Below are 23,069 nucleotides of genomic sequence, written 5' to 3' on the forward strand. Positions count from 1 at the left end.
AAAAATTATTGGGAGACTTCGATATTTTTGTATATTGCATTATCAATTATAAACCTTAAAACGATATATTATGAAAAAAATTTACCTTTTAGCACTGACTCTTGGTGCATTTACCTTTACTCAAGCGCAAGTGGAGTATCAAGATAACTTTGACTCCTACAATGAAGGTCCTATTTCAACACAAAATCCTAATTGGAGAACTTGGTCAGGAACCCCGGCTCCTGGTGAGGACGCCTTTGTACAGTCTGAATATTCCCGCTCTCCCGATAATTCTCTATGGATTGATGACTCAGGAATTATGGATCCAATCTTTTTAATTCCATCCGCGCCTACTAGTGGAATGTATACTGTTCAATGGTATTCTTATATTCCTGCTGGAAAATCGGGATATTTTAACATGCAGGCAAAATTAACTGCCCCTGGACAAGATTGGAATCAAAATTTAATGGGTGGAAACGTATATTTTAACTGTTTTGATGATGCTACCGGTAATGGTGGTGACATGAACGGACAAGGTGGAGTAGCTGGTACTATTGACTGTTCTGCTTTTGAAGCTGTTTTCTTCTACCCAGAAGATGAGTGGTTTAAAGTTACCTGTCTTTATGACCTTGATGCAGAAACTTGGGCAATGTATATAAACGACACCCTACAATTTCAAGGCTATCCATTCGAATTTGGCGCATATAATTTTGAAGAACTTGCAGGACTTGATTTTTATTCAGCTAGCTCCAATAACGAAATGTATATTGATGATTTTACAGCGGGAGTTGGAGTTTTGAGCACTGAAAACTTCGTACCTGAAGTATTCTCTGTATATCCAAACCCTGTAAAAGATATCTTGAACATAAGCTCTAAAGTAGCCGTTGATCAAGTAGTGGTTTATGATATCTTAGGAAAAGTTGTTTTACAGGCAAATCCTGGAAAAATTTCTCCAGCTATCGATATGTCCTCTTTATCTTCAGGAACTTATATGGTAAAAGTAAAAATTGGAAACAATTCGAAAATCGTGAAAATCGTAAAGTAGTGTTATCATTACAATCAATTAAAAGACCTTTCTTCGCGAAGGGTCTTTTTTTTTATCTTTGAAAGCAAAACTATACCTCATGCTCTATAAAAAGATTTTTCTTTTCTTTTCAATTCTAACCTTGGTCTCTTGTGCAGAATTACAACAAGTAGTCAATAATATGCCCGCTCAAATAGATCCAGCTACAATCGCAAGCGGACTTCGGCAAGCGTTAGATTTCGGAATTGATAAACAGGTATCCAAACTGGCCAAAAAAGATGGTTTCTATAAAAACCAGATGGTCAAGATCCTATTGCCACAAGAATTACAAAAAGTAGATCAGACCCTTCGGGATATCGGACTTGGTAGTTTGGCAGATGAAGGGTTAAAAGTACTGAACAGCGCTGCCGAAGATGCCGTAAAGGAGGCAACTCCCATTTTCGTAAAAGCCGTAAAGGACATAACATTCAATGATGCCAAAACCATTTTAATGGGACCAGACAACGCTGCAACTCGATATCTGGAACAACGGACAGACAAATCACTTTACGAAAAATTCAATCCTGTGATCAAGCATTCCTTTTCTAAAGTGGGAGCCGATCAAATTTGGAGCAATATTATAAACAGATACAACGCCGTTCCATTCGTTACAAAGGTAAATCCAGATCTTACCGATTATGTTACCCAGGAAGCTTTAAAGGGAGTGTATACAATGATTGCGGTAGAAGAAAAAGATATCCGCAACAACATCAACGCACGATCTACTGCCCTACTGAAAAAGGTTTTTGCCCTTCAAGATTAATTGATCATAGTTTCTTTCTTAAGGAAACATTTAAGGTAATAAGTTCTGTTTTTGAGTACAGTTTAAACATAATAACAAACTTTATTAAAGCTTTAACCTAACCTTAATATCCTATTAGCTAGCAACCTAGTATTTTTGAAATCAAAATTTCGAAGATATGTTAGGCTGGTTTAAAAAAAAATCGAAGCTTGAGACATTGAAGGCCCATTACCGGGATTTAATGAAAAAATCCTACGAAGCTTCACCAAATAATCCTGAGAAAAGTGAAAGAGCACATCGTCAGGCGGATAAAATTTTTGAAGAGATTAAATACTTGTCCCTAAACAATGGAGAATAATACTTTTTAAAATTTCGCAACCTCCTCCCTGTCAAAAGTCATTTTTTATCGCAATTTGAAATACATCTTTATTTTAGAAAAAAAAGATGTAAGATATTTTTTTGAAAAATCCTATAACCATTCCTCCAAAATCGCTTCCATTTCCTTTTGCAAACGTGAAGCTTCCTTGCCCGCTGCCTCTGCAAAGTCCGATGCTTTTGATGCATAAATAATTCCTCTGGAAGAATTTACCAATAAGCCAACATCAGGAGAAAGTCCATATTTACAAACATCCTGGAGGTTTCCACCTTGTGCTCCTATTCCTGGAACAAGCAGAAAAGCTTTGGGAACAATTTTTCGGATCTCCTTAAAATATTCCGCTTTGGTTGCCCCTACCACATACATCAATTGCTCACTATTTTTCCAAGATTTAGAAGTTTCCAAAACCTCTTGATATAGAAATTTACCATTCATTTTTTTTGTCTGAAAGTCGTAAGCACCCTCGTTGGAAGTCAATGCCAGTAAAATAGCATGCTTATTGGGAAAATCTAAAAAAGGCTCTACGGAATCGCGTCCCATATATGGTGCAATGGTAATTGAATCAAAGTTTAAAGTCTCCAAAAATGCTTTGGCATACATACTGGCAGTGTTGCCTATATCCCCTCTTTTGGCATCGGCTATGGTAAAAATTGAAGGATAATTTTGGTTCAAATATTCAATGGTCCGCTCCAGAGATTTCCAGCCCTTTAAACCATAAGCTTCATAAAAAGCAATATTCGGCTTGTAAGCAACGGCATACTGATGCGTGGCATCGATAATCCCTTTATTAAACGAAAAAATAGGATCTTCTTCTTCTAAAAGAAAAGACGGAATTTTATCGAGATCCACATCAAGGCCGATGCAGAGAAAGGATTTTTTTCTTTTTATTTCAAAAACTAATTGGTCAGTAGTCATTGTGCTAAAATTTATATTCGTCGATTATATGAAGTAGAATACAAAACCTAGGATGGTAGGATCCGCCACGGCGGACAGGCGTATGTCATAGGACGCATAGTTATAAAATTGATATTACTTCCGTGAAGGATTAATTTATTCCTACGTGTGTCTGCCGATAGGATAGTCTTACGTCTTATGTCTTAAGTCATTTCAATTAAAATGCCTCCCCTGTATCTCTCAATTTCTCTGTATTATGAACCAAGTGAAGTTCATCTACAATTTCCTGAATATCCCCATTCATTATATTTCCTAGGTTGTAAAGGGTCAGGTTTATTCTATGGTCGGTTACCCTTCCTTGTGAATAATTATAGGTGCGGATTTTGGCACTTCGGTCTCCACTGGTGACCATAGAACCTCTTTTGGCGGCATCTTCAGCTTGTTTTTTAGCCAACTCCATATCATAAAGCCTAGATCGAAGTACCTTAAAAGCTTTTTCCTTATTTTTATGTTGCGATTTCTGATCCTGGCATTGTGCTACGATTCCCGTAGGAATGTGGGTAAGCCTAACCGCCGAATAAGTGGTGTTTACAGACTGGCCGCCGGGTCCTGAGGAACAGAAGAAATCCACGCGAACATCCTTTGGATTTATTTCAATATCAAATTCTTCAGCTTCGGGAAAAACCATCACGGTTGCTGCACTGGTATGAACCCTTCCTTGTGTTTCGGTTTGCGGAACCCGTTGTACACGATGCACTCCAGCTTCAAATTTTAGGGTGCCATAAACATCATCGCCCTCTATTTCCAAATGGATTTCCTTAAACCCGCCGTTGGTGCCCTCATTAAAGTCCATTATATTGGTTTTCCAACCTTTGCTTTCGCAATATTTGGTGTACATCCTAAAGAGATCTCCCGCAAATATACTTGCCTCATCGCCACCGGTTCCGGCCCGAATTTCCATTACGGCATTTTTGGAATCCTCGGGATCTTTCGGAATGAGAAGAAATTTTACCTCTTCCTCCAAAACAGGCAAACGTTCTTGCGCTTCGTCAAGTTGTAGTTTAGCCATCTCAACCATTTCGGCATCACTCCCGTCCGAAATTATTTCTTGGGCTTCCTCAATATTATTGGTAAGTTCCAGGAATTCCGCACGTTTTTCCATCAGTACCCGCAAATCCTTGTATTCCTTGTTAAGCTCGATATACCGCTTCTGATCGCTGATTACATCTGGCTGTATAATAAGATCGCTAATCTCGTCGAAACGTTGTTTAATTATGTGAAGTCTCTCTAACATATAGGTTTTATAATGGCTGCAAAGCTACAATTTTTTGAGCGAAATCTTTTTGTAGAAAACCGTAGTTAGATAAATATAATATTGTTTTGAACTACACTATAGCATTATTACATTTTCAAATTTCTGAATTTCCTAAATACGGAATTGCAAACTAATTTCGATTATATTTGGGAAACGACCTTTGGATTGGAATTTATAAGCGAAATAAACGCCATAATTTCGTTTATATAGACGTTAGCTACAATATAGATCGAATTCATAAACTCGATGAAAATCACGACATTTGTTTAAAATAAAAACTGAAATGATAAAATGGAGATAAAGACAGAAATAAAACTTGGGGACAGTAAGAATATTTTAAAGAAATTGGATGATAACTCAGTGGATTTGATTTTTACTTCCCCGCCATATGCTGACCAAAGAAAAAGTACTTATGGAGGAATTCACCCCGACAAATATGTGGAATGGTTTTTACCCATTTCCGAGGAATTATTAAGAGTTTTGAAACCATCAGGAACTTTTGTCCTTAACATAAAGGAAAAAGTAGTTAAGGGAGAGAGAAGTACTTATGTGATGGAATTAATTATTGCAATGCGAAAGCAAGGATGGTTTTGGACAGAGGAATTTATTTGGCATAAAAAAAACGCTTTCCCAGGGAAATGGCCTAATCGATTTAGAGACTCTTGGGAGAGACTTCTGCAATTTAACAAGAGCAAAAAATTTAATATGTATCAAAAGGAAGTTATGGTACCAATGGGAGATTGGGCTAAGACCAGACTTAAAAATTTAAGCGAAACAGATAAAAGAAGAGACGAATCTAAGGTTGGAAGTGGGTTTGGAAAGAATATTTCAAACTGGGTTGATAGAGATATGGCTTATCCTACAAACGTTTTACATTTAGCCACAGAATGTAATAATAAAAACCACAGTGCAGCTTTTCCCGAAGCATTACCTGAATGGTTCATTAAACTATTTACAAAACCAGAAGATATTGTACTCGACCCTTTTATGGGTTCAGGTACAACCAATTTTGTAGCACAAAGAATGAATAGAAATTCTATTGGCATAGAAATTCTACCTGAATATTATCAAAGAGTGAAAGACCAATTAGAACCAACTAAATTATTATTATTAGAGCCAGATGACGAATATGAATCAATTAAACTTAACAGACGTCACGCAGTACGTTGAAGAAAATATTGGAACTTTCCACCAAAAAAGGATAGAACGATTAAAAAAACTCAAACTTAAAACAGTTTTAAAAAAGAAAAACCCATATCTTTTTAGAGCAAAACATTTATTCACTGCTGACGAAATAGTTCGAGGAATTGCAGATGCTTATATATCTTCTGGAGAAGAAACTATTTTCGGAGACTGGCTCGAAGGTCTTGCCATATTTATAAATCAAAAAGTTTATGGTGGATGGAAATCGGGAATTCCAAATATTGATTTAGAATTTGACAAAAATAATATTCGGTATATCTTAAATATAAAATCTGGACCTAATTGGGGGAATAGTAGTCAAATTTCTAAAATGAAGTCCGATTTCAAAACTGCTCAAAGAACTTTAAGGACAAGTAATTCTAATTTAATGGTGGTTTCAATCAATGGTTGTTGTTATGGAATTGATAATCGACCAGATAAAGGGGATTATTTTAAATATTGTGGTCAAGAGTTTTGGGAATTTATTTCTGGCGACAAAAATTTATATACGGAAATAATTGAACCTCTTGGACATAAATCAAAAGAGAGAAATGACGAATTTATGGAGTCATATTCTAATATGATTAATAAATTTACGAGGGATTTTATTAAAGATTTCTGTAAACCTAATGGGGAAATTGATTGGATAAAATTAGTCGAATTTAACTCCAAGAAAAGAACGTAGATACTGTGCACAACAATATGTATAAGCAATGGCTTGTCCTCTGGAAAGCACTTGTTTGCAATTGTCCGTGACGAACCACGCCACTGCTACTAGCGAAACGTTACCAGTAATTCTCCACGTAAAATTTTTCTATTAATTTGATACCCGTAATTTTTTACGCATTTGGTTCTGGAAATTTAATGGGGTACGGAAACGGAAATGCCTCGATTGGAATCAGCATTAGTACTGGAAATATAATTGAACTAAAAAGTGATTTTGCCTATTTATTAATGGAACTGAAAAATTAGACTACTGCCAAACGAGTGGACGGCTCCACCCGAAAATAGCAGCGAGGTGCGCCTTTCACCCCACATTAATCGTCTATCGGGACAGGCTTTATACGGCGGTCCGTAAATCATTGCCTCTTGAAAATTTCAGCTTGGAAAATTTTAAAAACAGCAGAACAGAACCTTTTGAAAATGTCAACGGGTTATTTTATTCCACAATGTTTTATAAGACGAGTTGCGCCTCCCTCTACATGGAAATATGGAAAAAATCATCCTTAATTTTAAATTGAAATAAAATGAAAGCAGTTTTAACAATAGGTCTTTTAATTTTAAGCAATTCTTTTATGATCATTGCTTGGTACGGACATTTAAAATTTTCAGAACTAAAATGGTTCAGCAAACTAGGACTAATCTCCATAATCCTAATAAGTTGGGGAATTGCATTTTTTGAATATATGTTCCAGGTACCGGCAAATAGAATCGGATTTAAAGAAAATGGAGGTCCTTTCACCCTTATCCAATTAAAAGTTATTCAGGAGGTTATCACATTGGCCGTTTTTGCTGTATTCACTTTAATTGTGTTCAAAACAGAAACTTTCAGAATGAACCATATAATTGCTTTTGTATTTTTGATATTAGCAGTTTATTTTATGTTTAAAAAATAGAAATAGCTCCGGCTGTGAAGTGTAATCCTGAAAGAATTAAAAATGCAATATTGTAGCATACTCAATTACATAAGTGTTATGTTATTAACGATTTCTATAATATTCCCATTGCTGCAATTTAATGGAGCCTTTTCGGAAAATCAAAATTTGTTTGAAGAATTAAAAATTTGGTTGTCTCCATACTAAAATAGGATTAAGATGCGAAAATTAATAGTAACCCAGTGGACTTCCTTAGATGGAATTTCTGATGCACGTTCTATGAATAAATGGTGGTTACCATTTGACAGCCCAGGCCGGCAAAAGTATATTCAGGACACAATCAACAACTGTGAAATTATGCTCTACGGAAGAAAAACTTATGAAATGCTTCATCCGTATTGGTCTTCTTTCAAAGACAATGAGCAAGGTGTTGCAGACCATCTAAACAACTGCAAAAAGTATGTAGTGTCCGCAAACCTTACAGAAGCACGTTGGGCCAATACAACCATTCTAGGGAAAGATTATATAAAAGAAATAGTTAAGATTAAAAGAGAAGATGGTGGATATATTTTGGTTCAGGGAAGTGCTTCGCTTATAAAACCATTACTTGAAGCTGGTCAAGTAGATGAGTTAAAACTATTGATCAATCCTTCAATCGTTGGGGATGGCGTAAAACTATTTTCTAATGAGGTTAATTGTAACTTAGCATTTTTAGACTTTAAGCAATTTGAAAAGAATGTGATATTGGTTACTTATAAACCCACTAAAAATTGACGAAGAAAAACCTATTCTTTCTTCCGTTTTCAATAATTAAACTCTCCATATGTAGATTTGATGGTAAGTTTTTTCTTTTCGGAATCTTCCACATAGCCCACTATTTGGGCATCTACATTAAATGATTTAGAGATTTCAATAATGTTCTGGGCAACTGCCTTAGAAACATAAAGTTCCATTCTATGGCCCATATTGAAAACTTGGTACATTTCCTTCCAATCGGTTTTGCTCTCCGCCTGAATAAGCTTAAAAAGTGGTGGAACAGGAAACATATTATTTTTCACTACATGAAGGTTTTCAATAAAATGAAGAATTTTGGTCTGGGCGCCGCCACTACAATGGATCATTCCGTGAATGTGGCTATTATCAACCTCAGCTAAAATTTGCTTTACTATGGGCGCATAAGTCCGAGTAGGCGAAAGAACCAGTTTTCCTGCATTTAATGGACTATCCTCTACCCTATCTTCCAATTTTTTTGAACCCGAATAAACCAGTTCCTGGGGAACGGAGGCATCAAAACTTTCTGGATATTTTTCAGCTAAATATTTATGGAATACGTCGTGTCGCGCAGAAGTCAGGCCATTACTGCCCATTCCTCCGTTGTACTCCTTTTCATAAGTCGCTTGTCCAAAGGAAGCTAAACCTACAATTACGTCGCCCCCTTGAATGTTCGCATTGTCAATTACATCGCTACGTTTCATACGTGCGGTCACTGTGGAATCGACGATAATAGTTCGTACTAAATCGCCAACATCTGCAGTTTCACCACCAGTAGAACGAATGTTCAATCCAAATTCCTTCAATTCGGATATAAGTTCCTCAGTACCGTTTATTATTTCTGAAATAACCTCTCCGGGAATACAGTTTTTGTTCCGTCCAATTGTTGAGGACAACAGTATATTATCCACCGCACCTACGCAGAGCAAATCGTCTATGTTCATTATAAGGGCGTCCTGGGCGATCCCCTTCCAAACGGACAGATCCCCGGTTTCCTTCCAATAGGTATAAGCTAGGGAAGATTTGGTCCCCGCTCCATCGGCGTGCATTATTAAACAATAATCTGGATCACCCGTAAGGTAATCCGGAATTATTTTGCAAAACGCCTGAGGAAAAAGACCTTTATCCACATTTTTTATGGCATTGTGTACATCTTCCTTACCTGCGGAAACGCCTCTCTGTGCGTAGCGTTTAGAAATTTCCTTACTCATCGGGCTGGTGATTATAATTTGAATGCAAAAGTACGGATTAATAAAAAAGCCTACAATGTAGGATGATAAATAGCAAATGGGTTGTTCAATAATTTTAGAACAACCCATTTGTGAATACTATTCCAAATTATTGAAAAAACCAGAAAATGAGCTTACTTAAATATAGTTTACCGATTTTCATAAATAATAATCTCTGCGCTCTTTGTGACTCCGCGGATAACCTAGATCCTAGAAAAACTTTGTTTATAGCCTCCAGTTTATAAATTTAATCCCGTAATTCTTCTAGCGGCCCTTTAGGCTTAAAAGTCCGCTAAAAATTATGTTGGTATCGACAACGAGTTTCACTTTACAAAACGACTTTTGTTTTTATTCCACCAAGAAGATTTAGATTCGGAAGAAAGTTTGTCGATTTGTTCTTGAGTAGCTTCGCTTTTTGATGCTATTTCTCGGAACTTTAAATAATCCAAAATACGCTGCAGTCCGACCAAATCAGTTCCTGATGGCAGTCGAATGAGTATTTCCTTATTTGTTCTTTCTATTTGCATATTTAAATATCCTCAAAATTTTCATTCGCACCAAAATTCCCTTCTCAGATACCTGACAATCTGATTCTATTTCGTAAAAAGCAATTCCCTATATTTAGTAAGCGGCCAAAGTTCATCATCTACCAATAGCTCCATTTTATCACAGTGATAGCGGATTATTTCGAAATATGGCTTTACATTATCACAATAAGCAAAAGCACGTTCCTCTGGATCTTCAATTATATTGGCTTTTTTACGCTCCCCGATCATATCGGTGATCCCCTTATTTATCTTGGAAATGTGGCCACTTATTTTTTCAATAAGATGCATTTGTTCGCCAGCAAACTCCTTGAACTCAGTACCATAAATATTCTTTAGACCCTGCACATTTTCAAGAAGAATATTTTGATACTGGATTGCCGTTGGAATAATATGATTACGTGCGATATCTCCCAAAATACGGCCTTCAATCTGGATGCGCATTGCATATTCTTCCAATTCAATCTCATGACGGGCTTCCATTTCAACCTTGCTGAGAATTCCCAATTCTTCAAACAGCGCAATGGACTTTTTAGAAACCTTAGCTTTTAAAGCTTCCGGCGTACTTCTAAAGTTGCTCAATCCACGTTTTGCTGCCTCCTTCTCCCAAGCTTCTCCATATCCGTCACCTTCAAAACGGATTCGTTTGGATTCCTTAATGTATTCCCGAAGTACGTTAAAAATGGCATCGTCCTTCTTCATCTTTTTATTGGCAATCAAATCATCTACTTTCTTTTTAAAGGAAAGAAGTTGTTTGGCAACAATAGCATTAAGCACGGTCATAGGATTGGCGCAATTCGCCGTGGAGCCAACCGCTCTAAATTCGAATTTGTTACCGGTAAATGCAAAAGGAGAAGTTCGGTTTCGGTCCGTATTATCGAGTAAGATTTCCGGAATTTTTCCCACAACATTCAGTTTGAGGTCGGTTTTTTCTTGGGGTGAAAGTTTCCCGTCCGTAACTTTTTCAAGCTCGTCAAGTACATCCGTTAATTGGGATCCTATAAATACCGAAACAATTGCTGGGGGAGCCTCGTTCGCTCCCAATCTATGGTCATTTCCGGCACTGGCAATAGAAGCCCGAAGAAGATCTTCATATTCATTAACGGCCTTGATGGTATTTATAAAAAACGTAAGGAATTGTAGGTTTTTGGTAGGTGTTGTTCCGGGTCCCAATAGATTGACTCCTGTATTAGTTGCTAGCGACCAGTTGTTATGCTTTCCGCTTCCATTTACTCCGGCAAAGGGTTTTTCGTGAAATAATACCTTGAAATGATGCTTTTCTGCGATCTTATTCATAAGATCCATCAATAACGTATTATGGTCCACGGCAAGATTTGTTTCCTCAAAAATAGGCGCCAACTCAAATTGGTTTGGAGCTACTTCGTTGTGCCGGGTTTTAACCGGAATTCCCAAATACATACACTCAGTTTCCAAGTGTCGCATAAAATTTAGAACGCGAGAGGGGATGGAACCAAAATAATGGTCATCCAATTGCTGTCCTTTCGCGGCGGTATGCCCCAATAATGTTCTTCCCGCTAAGGAAATATCGGGTCTGGAAGCAGCCATAGCGCTATCTATAAGGAAGTATTCCTGTTCCCATCCCAAGGTATTGTTTACCTTGGTAACATTTTTATCAAAATATTTCGCTACAGAGGTTGCGGCGTGGTCGATGGCCTGGAGCGCCCGAAGTAACGGTGTTTTATAATCCAGCGCTTCTCCGGTATAAGAAACAAAAACCGTGGGAATACATAATGTTGTACCGTAGATAAACGCTGGAGAGGATGGATCCCAAGCAGTATAACCTCTGGTTTCAAAAGTGTTTCGAATCCCGCCACTCGGAAAGCTGGAAGCATCTGGTTCTTGTTGAACCAATTGGGTCCCGCCGAATTTCTCAATGGCATGTCCATTTTCCATGGTTTCAAAAAATGCGTCGTGTTTTTCTGCCGTAGCTCCGGTAAGAGGTTGAAACCAGTGGGTATAATGAGTCGCACCTTTGGTAATTGCCCATTCTTTCATTCCAGTTGAAATGTGATCGGCAAGATTCCGGTCTATTTTGGTACCCTTTTCCATAGCACTCATAACGCTTTGAAAAGAATCTTTCGTCAGATACTGGCGCATAGAAGATTCATTAAAAACGTTCCTTTCAAAAATATCAGAACGTCTTTCTGGTTCTTGAACGGGAATTGGTTTCCTACCAAGGCTTTCTTTGACAGCGTAAAATCTAAGTGTGGACATTTTTTTGATTTAGGGGTTAGAATGCGCAAAAATACTTTTTTATCGAACACACCCCCTAAAAATTAACCCTAAATTTTTTATAAACTTATCTATTTATTCCCTACCCCCTATTTAAAAGTATATTCAATAGAAATATAGAAACTACATCATAAAGGTTATCCCTAAGAAAAGAGCATACCCCACAACCAAGAAAATGCCTTTATTTCTTTGTAGTTCAAATTTCTGAGGAAGAAATGCCAGCGGAATAAGGATAATTCCGAAACCGATCATCCAAAAAATATCACTGCCTAATACTTCGCTACTTTTAACTGCAATGGGTTGAATTAGCGAAGTAATTCCCAATACTGCGGCAATATTGAAAATATTCGATCCTATAAGATTTCCTAGGGAAATTGCTTTTTCCTTTTTTAAAGCTGCAATAATAGAGGCGGCCAATTCGGGAATACTGGTTCCCACTGCGATCATGGTAACTGCTATAACGCGTTGACTAACATTAAAACTTTCTGCAAGAGAAACTGCCCCACTTACCAAGAATTTACTGCCTCCATAAAGTGAAGCAGCGCCAATCAAAAGCCAGACAACAATTTTAAAATTGGATGCCATTGAAAGTCCATCATCGATATCATCGCTTACGGGGTTCGATTTTTCGGTTTTCCTCGATTTTCTTATCAAAATCCACAGGTATACAATAAGAATGAGCAATAAAGCGAATCCTTCGGTTCGAGAAATTTCACTTCCACTTTTCAAAATGAAATATAAGGCAACCGAAAGCAAAGCCATAGTGGGCCAATTAAATTTATAGAATTCCTTTCCTACCGCCAAAGGAGAGATTATTGCCGTAACGCCCAAGACCAGACCAATGTTGGCGATATTGGATCCAATTACGTTTCCTAAAGCTATATCGGAATATCCCTCGAGGGCGGCTTGCAGACTTACCAAAAGTTCGGGTAGGGAGGTGGCAAAGGAAACAACCGTGAGTCCGATTACCATTTTCGAAAGACGAAGCTTAAAAGAAAGACCTACAGAGGAGCGAACCAGAAATTCCCCTCCTACCACCAATAATGTAAATCCTAGCAATACATATAAATAATCCATAGAAAAAATAAGTGGTTGCGAAGATAGCGATACCTTATTGGGTGGGATACTATTTTTATAGGTTTTGGAGCAAAGGAGTTCAGAGTTATGAGTCTGACTTCTGAATTATGAATTATAAAAAATTACAAATTGATGTTTATTATCCCATTTACCCCTACCGTCTATCGACTAAAGTCTACCAACTACATTAATCACCAATCTATCGGTCTGTAATCTTTTAGAAATTTTCCGCTCCAATGTTTTCCCGTATTTATACCATCGATCAGGGGATCCATTACACGGGCTGCACCATCAACAATATCCAAGGGAGGTTGGAAGTCGTGGAGTTCTTCTTTTCGCTTGGCCAGATCTACTGGATCTTCATCGGTAACCCAACCGGTATCCACGGCGTTTATGTAGATACCATCTTTAGCGAGACTGCCTGCAGCGGTATGGGTAAGCATATTCAGGGCAGCTTTTGCCATATTGGTATGCGGGTGTCGGTCCTCCTTAAAAAATCGATGAAACTTCCCTTCCATTGCGGACACATTTATAATATGTTTCTTTCCTGTGTTGGTCTTTTTCATTATCTCACTTAAACGGTTGCAAAGAACAAAGGGTGCAATGCTATTGACTAATTGGACCTCAATCATTTCCGTAGTTTCTATTTCGCCGAGCCTCAATCTCCAGCTATTGGTTTTGCGGAGATCTACCTGCTGTAAATCCGCATCCAGTTTTCCTTCCGGAAATACCTCGCTGGCTGTTAGAGAATTATCAAAACTATACGGTATCTGTGAAAGTTTGGCAGATGCGCGGATACCAATTCCAGGTTCCTTCCCATGCCAAGTTACTGGAATATTTTTATTTGGATTGGATCCCATTTCATCCGTGAGGGATTTTAGGTCCATCAAGCAATTGCGATGATCTTGTAATAAATTTGAAACAAAGGTAGGATGCGATTCAAACGGCATTTCCTCCTTCGGCATCATATGTTTGTAAAAACCTGCGGGACGACGTACTGTTTGTGCGGCATTATTGATTAAAATATCCAGATTCTCATATTTTTGGCCAATATAGTTGCAGAAAATCTCCACACTTGGAATGTGCCGTAAATCCAGACCATGGATCTTCAACCGATCTGCCCATTTATGAAAATCTTCTTCTTGGGCAAAACGATAGGCGGAATCCACAGGAAATCTGGTAGTTGCAATAACGGTAGCACCTGCTCTTAGCAACATTAAGGTAATATGATAACCTATTTTTAACCTAGAGCCAGTAATAATGGCTACTTGTCCGGTCAAATCTGTTGTTTGGAATCTCTTGGCATAGTTGAAATCTCCACATTCCGTACACATAGCATCATAAAAATGGTGCATTGTAGTAAATAAGGTTTTGCACACATAGCAATTTCTTGGAGATTCCAGTTCTAGTTCTTCCTTTGAGGCAATTTCGGCAGCGTGAAGAAGTTTAGGAGCCATAAAGACAACATTTTCACGGGCGCTGCGTATTCCCGTTTCCTTTCGTGCGGTTCTATCTTTTGCTGCCAAACGTCGCTTCTCGGCCTTTTTGGCGTCTTTCTTTCTACGGGAAAATTCATCACGATTTGGACGAGAAAGTTTTCCCGATGCCTTGATCAATGCAATTCTTTGTTGTTTGGGAATTTCAAAAATCAAATCGGTATTGTTATTTAACAACTCGAGAGTGGCGATACACTTGGAAATTTCTGCGGAACCTATTTCCAACTCCATTGCCATTGCCGATCGCTTTTCCAAATTCAGCTCACTTTCCACATTATTCCTTTTATCCATAATTACAGATCCAATTACCCTTTAAATTCCACAGGCAAATATAGTCACAGTTTTTAACCATTGGAAATTGAAAAACTGAGTTTTTTGCAATCCAATAACCCTAAAACCAGCTTTCTTTTTACACCCCAAAAATTCCTAAACTTTGGAGGAAGAATCACCGATTTATTTCACAAAAAATTGGCAAAACAGTTTGAAACACCGGGGTTTGTATTAAATTATTATTAAAGTCGATTATTACGAAATGTAGCAATGAAATAAACATGTATCTTCACATTAAATAAGAAAAAAACCAAAAATTATGAGTACGAAGAGAACAGGATTATTAGCATTAATTGGAATAGCAGCAGGTGCTTTTGCGTTTTGGAAATATAAAAACATGACGCCGGAAGAAAAAGAAAAAATAAAATCTAAAGTAAGCGACACCGGTCGTAGAATCAAAGAAACTGTTGGTGATGTAGAATCTACTATTTCCGACAAATATGATTCTTTAAAAAACAAAGCAAAGCAAGAATATAAGGATGTAACTCCTTAATGGCATTCCACTTTATCATGAAAAATCCCGCTATAATTGCGGGATTTTTTTGTTTTATATTTTAAATTTTGGATTATCAGCTTCTTCTGAAATAGCGATTATTTATATTTTTTGAACTTTTACTGCGTTCATTCCCCTTTGCCCCTTTTCAAGTTCAAAAGTAACATTGTCGTTCTCAGCGATTTCATCAATGATTCCGCTCACATGGGTAAAGTATTTCTCATTGTTTTCGTTATCTATAATAAAACCAAATCCTTTTGAAGGATCATAGAAAGAGACTTTTCCTTTTCGAACCGGATCAAAGGCTTCTTTATCCCCTTCTTCTTGCGGTGGAACGCCCAAAACGATCTCCTCAGGGTCAATTTCCACTTTTAAAGATGGATCTGGCGGAGTATCGGTAAGATTCCCTTCATGGTCAACGTAGGCAAATTCAATTCCCGGAGTTTTGTCCGCTTTGCGAGCTTCCTTCTTTTTCAGCTTTTCCTCTCGCTTTTTGATCTTTGCTTTTTCCTTTTCCTTCTTATTGTATGTCTGCTGCGATTTTGCCATTGGTGTTTTTTGAATAAAAAAAGCCATTCGCCTTAAGCAAATGACTTTTTAATTAATTAAATATTATTAGTTTTCGTATTGCTTTACTTAATATTGGTTTTAATGTTCAATATATCAGGGTTTCAAAGATACGGTTTTTTTCAGTATTTCTTATCGAAAAGGTCAAGAACCTTCTGAGAGTGCGATTAATATTCTGGATACTTCTTTAAATTATACATTTCGACATTGGGAAAACGGAAAAAGTTGACTTAGAAAGGATTTTAAAATATTAGATTCCCACATCCAATTTTAGAATTTATTTCCTCCAGTAATTATTTGCAGCAGCAATTGTGGCAAACTCGGTGGCTACTACTTGGCCCACGGCAATAAGCATGGCGGGATCCTCGGCATATTCTGGACGTAGTTTTTCCCTAATCTCAGCATCAGGTTGTGTTACTTTTATTACCAATCTTGCCATTTTAACAGCCAGTTGTCTGCCTTCTTCAGGAGTGCTGGTTATAAGTGAATTTCCAGGAATCATTTTTACTTCTTCTGACATAGTTTATAGTTTTCGGTTAATATTCTTTAAAGTTACTAAAAATTCGTGCCGATTTAAAAACACATTTTTTTTGGAAATAAATTTTACATTCTTATAAGAAATATTTCAATGGATATCTTCCGAAGAAATTATTTGAATTCCTAAATACGCCATTTTATCTTTAATTAACTGAAAACCTTCTACGTCCAAGGGTTGGGAGGCATCCTCAATAAAGAAACAGGCAAATCCTTCTTTAAAGGCATCATAAAGAGAATAGTACACGCAAATATCCGCTGCCAATCCACAGATGAAAATTTGTGATGCACCTTTCTCTTTTAGGTAATCGGCAAGACCTGTAGATTTCATGTGTCCGTTATCATAGAAAGCACTATAGCTATCTATTTCACGATCGGTTCCTTTACGAAATATCGCGTCCCAGCGCTCCGTATTAAGTTCAGGATGAAATTGAGCGCCAAAGGTTTCCTGCACGCAGTGATCCGGCCATAGGGTCTGGGGCTGTCCATGGATGTGGATAACATCATACGGTTTTCTTCCAGGATGGTTTGAGGCAAAACTAACGTGATCTCTCGGATGCCAATCCTGAGACGCTACTATCAGATCAAATTGATCTTGTACCTTGTTGATAATCGGCACTATTTTATCGCCATTGGGAACTGCAAGAGATCCTCCTGGCATAAAATCATTTTGAACATCTATTATAATTAGAGTTTTCATTAAAATAAAATTTAAAATTTATGGGCATCGATCAGCTTGTCCCGCTCTTCTTTTAAATTTGGACTCAGGCCCACTTTGTAAATATGCGGATTTTGAAAACGTTTGTATTCGGGAGGGAGTAGGGTCAATCTCGATTTTGAATATTCCGCTATTTCGGCAGTGGACTGGATTGGGAGCAGTCTTTTTCCACTTTCCATAACCTTCTTTAATAATGGTTCATGCTGAAATCTGGTGAGATCCAAATTTTTTGTCCTGTCGAAAGGGTGCATCATTTTATTTATGGCTCCTTCGGAAGCTAACGCGATGGCATCCGCTCCATAAAACATTCCATTCTCGTCTAGCATACGAAAAACCTGTTTTTTCGAAGGAAGTGAGATTTTGAGTATATTTTCTGAAAGTTTTATTCTAGGATCTCCGTTATACTCTGAGAGTTTATAAACTCCATCAAGGGAAGCATCCGGTTTTCCCGTAACCAATTCTGTGCCCACACCATAAACATCGATGGGAGCTCCCTGTTCTTTTAAGCTGTTAATAACATATTCATCCAACTGATTGGAAGCTACAATTTTTACATATTCCAGATTGGCGTCGTTAAGTAATTGACGGGTTTTCTTTGCTAAATATGCCAAATCCCCACTATCAAGCCTAACCCCGAAAAGTCGGTCTCCCCTACTCTCCATCTCGTGTGCCACGGTAATGGCATTGGGCAATCCACTTTTTAGGGTGTTGTAGGTATCGACTAAAAGAACACAGTTAATAGGTCGAATTCGGGCAAAATCCCGAAATGCCTCTAATTCGTCCCCATAACTTTGAATAAAAGAATGTGCCATGGTACCCGAGCAAGGAATATCAAAATCCTCAGCGGCCTTCACGTTGCTAGTGCTGTCGAATCCACCGATAAATGCCGCGCGAGTGGCGTAATATCCTCCAGTGGCATGCGCTCTTCGCAAACCCATATCCAACAGAATATTGTTAAATGCACTATGTCTTATTCTACTTGCCTTGGTAGCAACTAAAGTTTGAAAATTAAGTAGATTTAGCAATAATGTTTCAACAATCTGGGCTTCAATAATATTCGCCTCTACCTGCAAAATTGGTCTGTTGGGGAAAACAACATCTCCTTCCATACTGGAATAGACTGATCCTTGAAATCTAAACTTTTTTAAATATTCCAAAAAGGAAGGTTCGAAGTTATGCGTTTCCAAGTAAGCAATATCTGAATCGGAGAACTCCAAATTCTCTAGAATTTCGAGAACATTTTTTAACCCGGTAAAGATGGCGTAGCCACCCTTAAACGGTATGCGCCTAAAATAATAATCAAAAATGGCCGTTCCATCAGGCTTGGTTTTAAAATAAACCTGAGCCATTGTAAGTTGGTATAAGTCGGTGTATGCTGCAGTGATGTTCAAGATATGTTTGGTTTTTGGAGTGGCATTAGGGGTTTTAGTTTATGAGTTATGAGTTAAAATATTAATTATTGGATACATTTATTTTTCATTATTCATTATTCATTTTAAAACTTGTTTTTTTGAAAAATACGAACTTTGAATTTATTGAAGTTCCATTTTTGATTGCAATTATGATTTAAAATTTTTTATATCGGTGGAATTCCCATTCAGGGTGTTTAGGAATTTTTGATGCATTTCATCGGTGTAGTCAAGATGGGTAACGATTCGAAGTTTTCCTTGGCCCATGGTGCTAATCTTAATATTCTTTTGAAGAAGAGAAGTTAAGAAGTTTTCTTCGGAAATATCATCCTTTAGGTAGAAAATAACAATATTGGTTTCCGTTGGTTCTACTTTCTTTATATAGGATTGATTTGAGAGTGTTTCCGCAATTTCCGCTGCTCTTTTATGATCTTCTTCCAGCCTTTCCATGTGATTGTCCAGAGCATAAATTCCAGCTGCTGCCATAAAACCAATTTGTCGCATGCCTCCGCCCAGTACCTTGCGCACCCGCATCGCTTTTATCATTATATCTTTTTTTCCAATTAGAACGCTTCCCATTGGTGTGCCCAAGCCTTTGCTGAGACAAACTGATATAGTGTCAAAAAGTTTTCCGAAATCCTTCGGATCTTGATTTTTTGCCACCATTGCATTCCAAATTCGAGCGCCATCCAAGTGGAATCCTAGATTGTGATTATCACAAACCAGTCGGATCGCCTCCATTTCAGAAAAATTATAACAGGCACCGCCACCTTTATTTGTGGTATTTTCCAAACAGACCAAACTTGTAAGTGGACTGTGGTAAAAATCCGGCGGATTAATGTTTTCCTCCACCTGAGCCGCGGTGATCATTCCCCGGTCTCCATCGATCAATTTGCAGGAAACTCCACTATTAAATGATGCTCCTCCACCTTCAAAATTATAAACGTGTGCCCATTTATCGGCGATCAACTGTTCCCCCGGTTGCGTGTGCAATTTTATTGCTGCCTGATTGGCCATACTCCCAGAAGGAAAGAAAAGAGCCGAATCCATCCCAAACATCTCGGCTAATTTCCGCTCCAATTTGTTGACAGATGGATCTTCCTTATATACATCGTCTCCCACTTCCGCATTTATAATTGCTTGCATCATTTTCGGAGTGGGACGAGTAACGGTATCGCTTCTTAAATCTATGGTCATTTCATTTGAAGTTATAGTTCGTTTTAGTTTTTGTATTCCACGAGAGGGAGAGATTGGTTTATTTCAGTATTTTATTAATGCGATAAGGCAGAGTAAAGAACACTTAGCCCTAAGAATCCCTAAAATTAGCCGAAAAAAATCTTTTCCCTCACGAAGTTAATGGTAATTTTGCTTTCAAACTGTTTTAAATAATGGTTCCAGAATACTAAAATCGAATTATTAATAAAAAGAGATACCCGTTTTCACGGGCATTTATATGACTTCAACAGACCAAATCAAAGACCTTAAGGTGCGGCTAGATGCCTTAAGGCGCTATCTTTGACATTGCCGCAAAACGCATAGAGATTACAAACGAAGAAGAAAAAACCTTTGACCCCAATTTTTGGAACAATTCACAAGAAGCTGAGGCTTTTATGAAAGAACTCCGAACCAAAAAGAAGTGGGTCACCGATTATGAAGATGCCGAGGCATTAACCGAAGAAGCTGAGATTTTGCTCGATTTTTTAAATGAAGGTGAAGGCTCTCCAGAACAGGTAGAAAGTACTTTTCAAAAAGCGGAGGAGGCCATAGAAGCGCTCGAATTCAGGAATATGCTGGATGAAGAAGGCGATGATATGAGTGCTGTTCTTCAGATAACCGCTGGTGCCGGTGGAACAGAGAGTTGCGATTGGGCTCAAATGCTCATGCGAATGTACCTTATGTGGGCCGAGAAACACGGGTATAAGGTAAAGGAACTTAACTTTCAATCGGGTGATGTTGCAGGAGTAAAAACGGTAACTCTGGAAATTGATGGGGAATATGCTTTTGGATGGCTAAAAAGTGAAAACGGAGTCCATAGATTGGTGCGTATTTCGCCTTTTGACAGTAACGCGAAACGCCACACCAGTTTTGTGAGCGTTTACGTCTATCCCTTGGTGGACGACACAATTGAAATTGAAATAAGTCCTGCGGACATTTCCTGGGATTTTGCGCGAAGTGGTGGAGCTGGCGGCCAAAACGTAAACAAGGTAGAAACAAAAGCGATCCTTACTCACCATCCTTCTGGAATTGTAATCCACAACAGTGAAACCCGAAGTCAATTAGATAACCGTGAAAAGGCTATGCAGATGTTGAAATCGCAGTTGTACGAAATTGAACTTCGCAAGCAACAGGCGCAGCGGGCGGCAATTGAAGATAATAAAATGGCCATCGAGTGGGGTTCGCAAATTAGAAACTATGTTCTGCATCCCTACCATTTAGTAAAAGATGTTCGCACAGGATTTGAAACAGGAAATACCGATGATGTTCTAAATGGTGGTCTTGATGGATTCCTCAAAGCTTATTTAATGATGACAGGCCAGAACAGTAAGGATGATGAGCTGTGATAGTTTTAGATCAATCAAGTAGATAAAAAAACAAAGGGAGCAAGATTAAAACTTGTTCCCTTTGTCAATCAAATTCCTTCTGCGGGTATTATCCTCTGAAGTGTTACGAGTATATTCTCAGCTGTTTTTAAGACTTAAGCACCCCGTTTTGATTGTTTTATAAAAGTACAAAAAATAGATGCTCTCACAAACGAATTAAAAAAAGTTTAACAACTTAATTCCCATTAACTTCGAAATAGTCTTTCAAACTTATCCGCTCTCCTGTGTAGGCAAATCCAATTAGCTGAATTTCATAAATTCCCGGGACATCCGAAGTATAAAATGAGGTGTTATATACCAAATTTGAAATGACCACTCGCGGGTGCCACAGCAGTTGCACGCGATAATCGGGGATTCTAGATACTAAGGACTTATCTCCATAATCGGGATTAAAATATTTTCTTTCCAGAACGGTGGACGGTAGTTTGATCTCTCTAATATTTGAATCTGGAGCTGGTCTAAAATCACCTTTAAAAGTCTCGACTGAAATTATGCCATTGAACAATTTGGGTCCATATCTATAAGGTTCGTTGATAATCCGAATACTTTTTATTTTCCGGACGTTGTAATTTATAAGTTCCAGATTATTCTGGATCATCATGCCATCCATCAGAATCAAAGGAGGAATATTATTGAATTTTCCAATTCCATTGGGATCGTAATTATTATAAACAAAGAATCGGGTGTTTTCTCCTGAACCTCTAATAGCTGCAAGGGTTATAATTTCTATAAAAATTTCTCTTACCGTCGGAAAACGAGTATAATCATCTAATAAATATAAAGTCCCAAGATCATAGTAAAATAAGGGATGGTAAATCCGCGGAAAAATGCTATCCTGTTTTTTTTCGAAATAAGCATTTTCAAGTTGGAGTTGTACACTGCGTTCTTGCAACCAACTCTTTAATTCTGGATCAATTTTTATTACGGCCGTTTCTATGTTTTCAAGGGTAAAATCCTTTTTATCAAGTACAATCGTATAGCCTTTTGTGTCTTCATTAGAAGCTACAACTTGCACCAAACTGTTTTCCGAATTATAATCATCGGGGATTGAAAAGAAAAATCTTCCATTTTTATCAGTTTTCGCTAAGTCGAAAATAAAGTCGATTCCAGGAATGGTGAGCGAAACTTCCTTATTGGCAATTGGACTGTTATCCAACGTAGATAAAACCACTCCCGATACTAATTCTCCTCTCAATTCCGGAATATAAAATATGTCAGGATTACGTTCTTGCGAAAGTTTTGAGTCCTGATCCAAAATTTGAACGGGATTTATTTTTCGCACAGATAAAACATAGTCACCACCAGTTTTATCAAATGAATCAAGTGTAAGATTTACTTTTTCTCTCAATCCATAAACTTGTTTATCAGTTTCAATTTTTAGGGTTTCTGTCTTATTATTTTTCGTAATGAGATGTTCACGATTTTGGCTAATCCCACTAATTTGAACTGTATCTCGCGCCTTTAAAGCACCCGTGTTTTCCATGAAAGTATTAACGACATAAATATTTTTTTTGTCAAATGCATCGGCTGGGCTGTTCCGGGAAAAATTGGTATAACCGATTAGGAAATATTTTCCTGTTCTTAAACTTGCGGGCAAAAAAAAATCTCCACTGGCTTTTCCACTTTTCAGCCTTAGTTTATGATTGAATATAACCGAATCATTTTGATTTCTAAGTGAAACATAGCCAACTTTACTCAAATTGCTTTTCACGTTTTTATCACCAATTACCTGAATTTTATACTGAATAAGTTCTCCTGCCAATAGAATATCTGAATTTACTTCCAGCATCGCTTTTTCAGGTAGAAAAACGGAAATATCAACATCGATAAGATTTCTCGGAATTTGTGCAAAGGCTACAATTCCGAAGAAAAAGAATAGTAATATGGAGATGTTTTTCATA

At 37.6% G+C, this 23,069-nt stretch carries 22 protein-coding genes; 9 read left to right on the forward strand and 13 right to left on the reverse strand.

Going from position 1 to position 23,069, the window contains the following annotated elements; genetic code table 11:
* Nucleotides 1–70: 70 nt before the first annotated feature.
* The 3 genes from EI546_RS04245 (at nt 71) to EI546_RS04255 (ending at nt 2,142) form a co-directional block, all read left to right on the forward strand.
* Nucleotides 71–1,024, forward strand: coding sequence for a T9SS type A sorting domain-containing protein (locus EI546_RS04245; RefSeq protein ID WP_128249379.1), 954 nt, complete (start codon nt 71–73; stop codon nt 1,022–1,024).
* Between the two features lie 79 nt (nt 1,025–1,103).
* Nucleotides 1,104–1,805, forward strand: coding sequence for a DUF4197 domain-containing protein (locus tag EI546_RS04250; RefSeq protein WP_128249380.1), 702 nt, complete (start codon nt 1,104–1,106; stop codon nt 1,803–1,805).
* Nucleotides 1,806–1,962: 157 nt separating this feature from the next.
* Nucleotides 1,963–2,142, forward strand: a complete 180-nt coding sequence (locus EI546_RS04255; RefSeq protein WP_128249381.1) for a Lacal_2735 family protein — start codon at nt 1,963–1,965, stop codon at nt 2,140–2,142.
* Between the two features lie 111 nt (nt 2,143–2,253).
* On the opposite strand, the gene pyrF is transcribed toward EI546_RS04255, so the two are convergent.
* The gene (pyrF, locus tag EI546_RS04260) at nt 2,254–3,075 is read right to left on the reverse strand and encodes an orotidine-5'-phosphate decarboxylase (protein WP_128249382.1); all 822 of its coding nucleotides are present in this window, start codon (nt 3,073–3,075) and stop codon (nt 2,254–2,256) included.
* A gap of 196 nt (nt 3,076–3,271) precedes the next feature.
* The gene (gene prfA / locus EI546_RS04265; RefSeq protein ID WP_128249383.1) at nt 3,272–4,348 is read right to left on the reverse strand and encodes a peptide chain release factor 1; all 1,077 of its coding nucleotides are present in this window, start codon (nt 4,346–4,348) and stop codon (nt 3,272–3,274) included.
* Between the two features lie 312 nt (nt 4,349–4,660).
* Between prfA and EI546_RS04270 the strand changes: the two genes are divergently transcribed.
* From EI546_RS04270 to EI546_RS04285, 4 genes are all read left to right on the forward strand, one after another.
* The gene (locus EI546_RS04270) at nt 4,661–5,539 is read left to right on the forward strand and encodes a DNA-methyltransferase (protein WP_128249384.1); all 879 of its coding nucleotides are present in this window, start codon (nt 4,661–4,663) and stop codon (nt 5,537–5,539) included.
* Nucleotides 5,499–6,236, forward strand: a complete 738-nt coding sequence (locus tag EI546_RS04275; RefSeq protein ID WP_128249385.1) for a PmeII family type II restriction endonuclease — start codon at nt 5,499–5,501, stop codon at nt 6,234–6,236. Before EI546_RS04270 ends, EI546_RS04275 begins: the two co-directional genes overlap by 41 nt.
* A gap of 562 nt (nt 6,237–6,798) precedes the next feature.
* Nucleotides 6,799–7,167, forward strand: coding sequence for a DMT family protein (locus EI546_RS04280; RefSeq protein ID WP_128249386.1), 369 nt, complete (start codon nt 6,799–6,801; stop codon nt 7,165–7,167).
* 198 nt (nt 7,168–7,365) lie between these two features.
* Complete coding sequence (locus EI546_RS04285) at nt 7,366–7,920, forward strand: dihydrofolate reductase family protein (protein WP_128249387.1); 555 nt, start codon at nt 7,366–7,368, stop codon at nt 7,918–7,920.
* Between the two features lie 29 nt (nt 7,921–7,949).
* Here the strand turns inward: EI546_RS04285 and EI546_RS04290 are convergent, their stop codons facing one another.
* The 5 genes from EI546_RS04290 to EI546_RS04310 all read right to left on the reverse strand — a co-directional run bounded on the left by EI546_RS04290 (nt 7,950) and on the right by EI546_RS04310 (nt 14,754).
* Nucleotides 7,950–9,128 (reverse strand): AIR synthase related protein, encoded by a 1,179-nt coding sequence (locus tag EI546_RS04290; protein ID WP_128249388.1) that lies wholly within the window; start codon nt 9,126–9,128, stop codon nt 7,950–7,952.
* A 341-nt stretch (nt 9,129–9,469) separates the two neighbouring features.
* Nucleotides 9,470–9,673, reverse strand: a complete 204-nt coding sequence (locus EI546_RS04295) for a hypothetical protein (RefSeq protein WP_128249389.1) — start codon at nt 9,671–9,673, stop codon at nt 9,470–9,472.
* A 66-nt stretch (nt 9,674–9,739) separates the two neighbouring features.
* Entirely contained in the window at nt 9,740–11,926 is a 2,187-nt protein-coding gene (locus tag EI546_RS04300) for a glutamine synthetase III family protein (RefSeq protein WP_128249390.1), read from the reverse strand.
* A gap of 141 nt (nt 11,927–12,067) precedes the next feature.
* Nucleotides 12,068–13,021: a calcium/sodium antiporter gene (locus EI546_RS04305; RefSeq protein WP_128249391.1), complete on the reverse strand. Its 954-nt coding sequence runs from the start codon at nt 13,019–13,021 to the stop codon at nt 12,068–12,070.
* Between the two features lie 191 nt (nt 13,022–13,212).
* Nucleotides 13,213–14,754 (reverse strand): SDR family NAD(P)-dependent oxidoreductase, encoded by a 1,542-nt coding sequence (locus EI546_RS04310; RefSeq protein ID WP_128251528.1) that lies wholly within the window; start codon nt 14,752–14,754, stop codon nt 13,213–13,215.
* Between the two features lie 352 nt (nt 14,755–15,106).
* Here EI546_RS04310 and EI546_RS04315 point away from each other — a divergent pair, with 352 nt between their 5' ends.
* Nucleotides 15,107–15,340, forward strand: a complete 234-nt coding sequence (locus tag EI546_RS04315; RefSeq protein WP_128249392.1) for a YtxH domain-containing protein — start codon at nt 15,107–15,109, stop codon at nt 15,338–15,340.
* A 102-nt stretch (nt 15,341–15,442) separates the two neighbouring features.
* Here the strand turns inward: EI546_RS04315 and EI546_RS04320 are convergent, their stop codons facing one another.
* The 5 genes from EI546_RS04320 to EI546_RS04340 all read right to left on the reverse strand — a co-directional run bounded on the left by EI546_RS04320 (nt 15,443) and on the right by EI546_RS04340 (nt 19,765).
* Nucleotides 15,443–15,889, reverse strand: coding sequence for a cold-shock protein (locus tag EI546_RS04320; protein ID WP_128249393.1), 447 nt, complete (start codon nt 15,887–15,889; stop codon nt 15,443–15,445).
* A 295-nt stretch (nt 15,890–16,184) separates the two neighbouring features.
* Entirely contained in the window at nt 16,185–16,427 is a 243-nt protein-coding gene (locus EI546_RS04325) for a hexameric tyrosine-coordinated heme protein (RefSeq protein WP_128249394.1), read from the reverse strand.
* A gap of 105 nt (nt 16,428–16,532) precedes the next feature.
* Nucleotides 16,533–17,141, reverse strand: a complete 609-nt coding sequence (gene pncA / locus EI546_RS04330; RefSeq protein ID WP_128249395.1) for a bifunctional nicotinamidase/pyrazinamidase — start codon at nt 17,139–17,141, stop codon at nt 16,533–16,535.
* 11 nt (nt 17,142–17,152) lie between these two features.
* Nucleotides 17,153–18,553 (reverse strand): nicotinate phosphoribosyltransferase, encoded by a 1,401-nt coding sequence (locus EI546_RS04335; protein ID WP_128249396.1) that lies wholly within the window; start codon nt 18,551–18,553, stop codon nt 17,153–17,155.
* 165 nt (nt 18,554–18,718) lie between these two features.
* The gene (locus tag EI546_RS04340) at nt 18,719–19,765 is read right to left on the reverse strand and encodes a threonine aldolase family protein (RefSeq protein WP_128249397.1); all 1,047 of its coding nucleotides are present in this window, start codon (nt 19,763–19,765) and stop codon (nt 18,719–18,721) included.
* A gap of 256 nt (nt 19,766–20,021) precedes the next feature.
* Here EI546_RS04340 and prfB point away from each other — a divergent pair.
* A protein-coding gene (prfB, locus tag EI546_RS04345) for a peptide chain release factor 2 (protein ID WP_128249398.1) occupies nt 20,022–21,129 on the forward strand; the annotation gives its coding sequence in 2 pieces (ribosomal slippage) (nt 20,022–20,084 and nt 20,086–21,129; 1,107 coding nt in all).
* 214 nt (nt 21,130–21,343) lie between these two features.
* Here prfB and EI546_RS04350 read toward each other — a convergent pair.
* The gene (locus EI546_RS04350) at nt 21,344–23,068 is read right to left on the reverse strand and encodes a hypothetical protein (RefSeq protein ID WP_128249399.1); all 1,725 of its coding nucleotides are present in this window, start codon (nt 23,066–23,068) and stop codon (nt 21,344–21,346) included.
* Between the last annotated feature and the right edge of the window lies 1 nt (nt 23,069).

This window comes from Aequorivita sp. H23M31 (genome assembly GCF_004022485.1).
Classification (GTDB): domain Bacteria; phylum Bacteroidota; class Bacteroidia; order Flavobacteriales; family Flavobacteriaceae; genus Aequorivita; species Aequorivita ciconiae.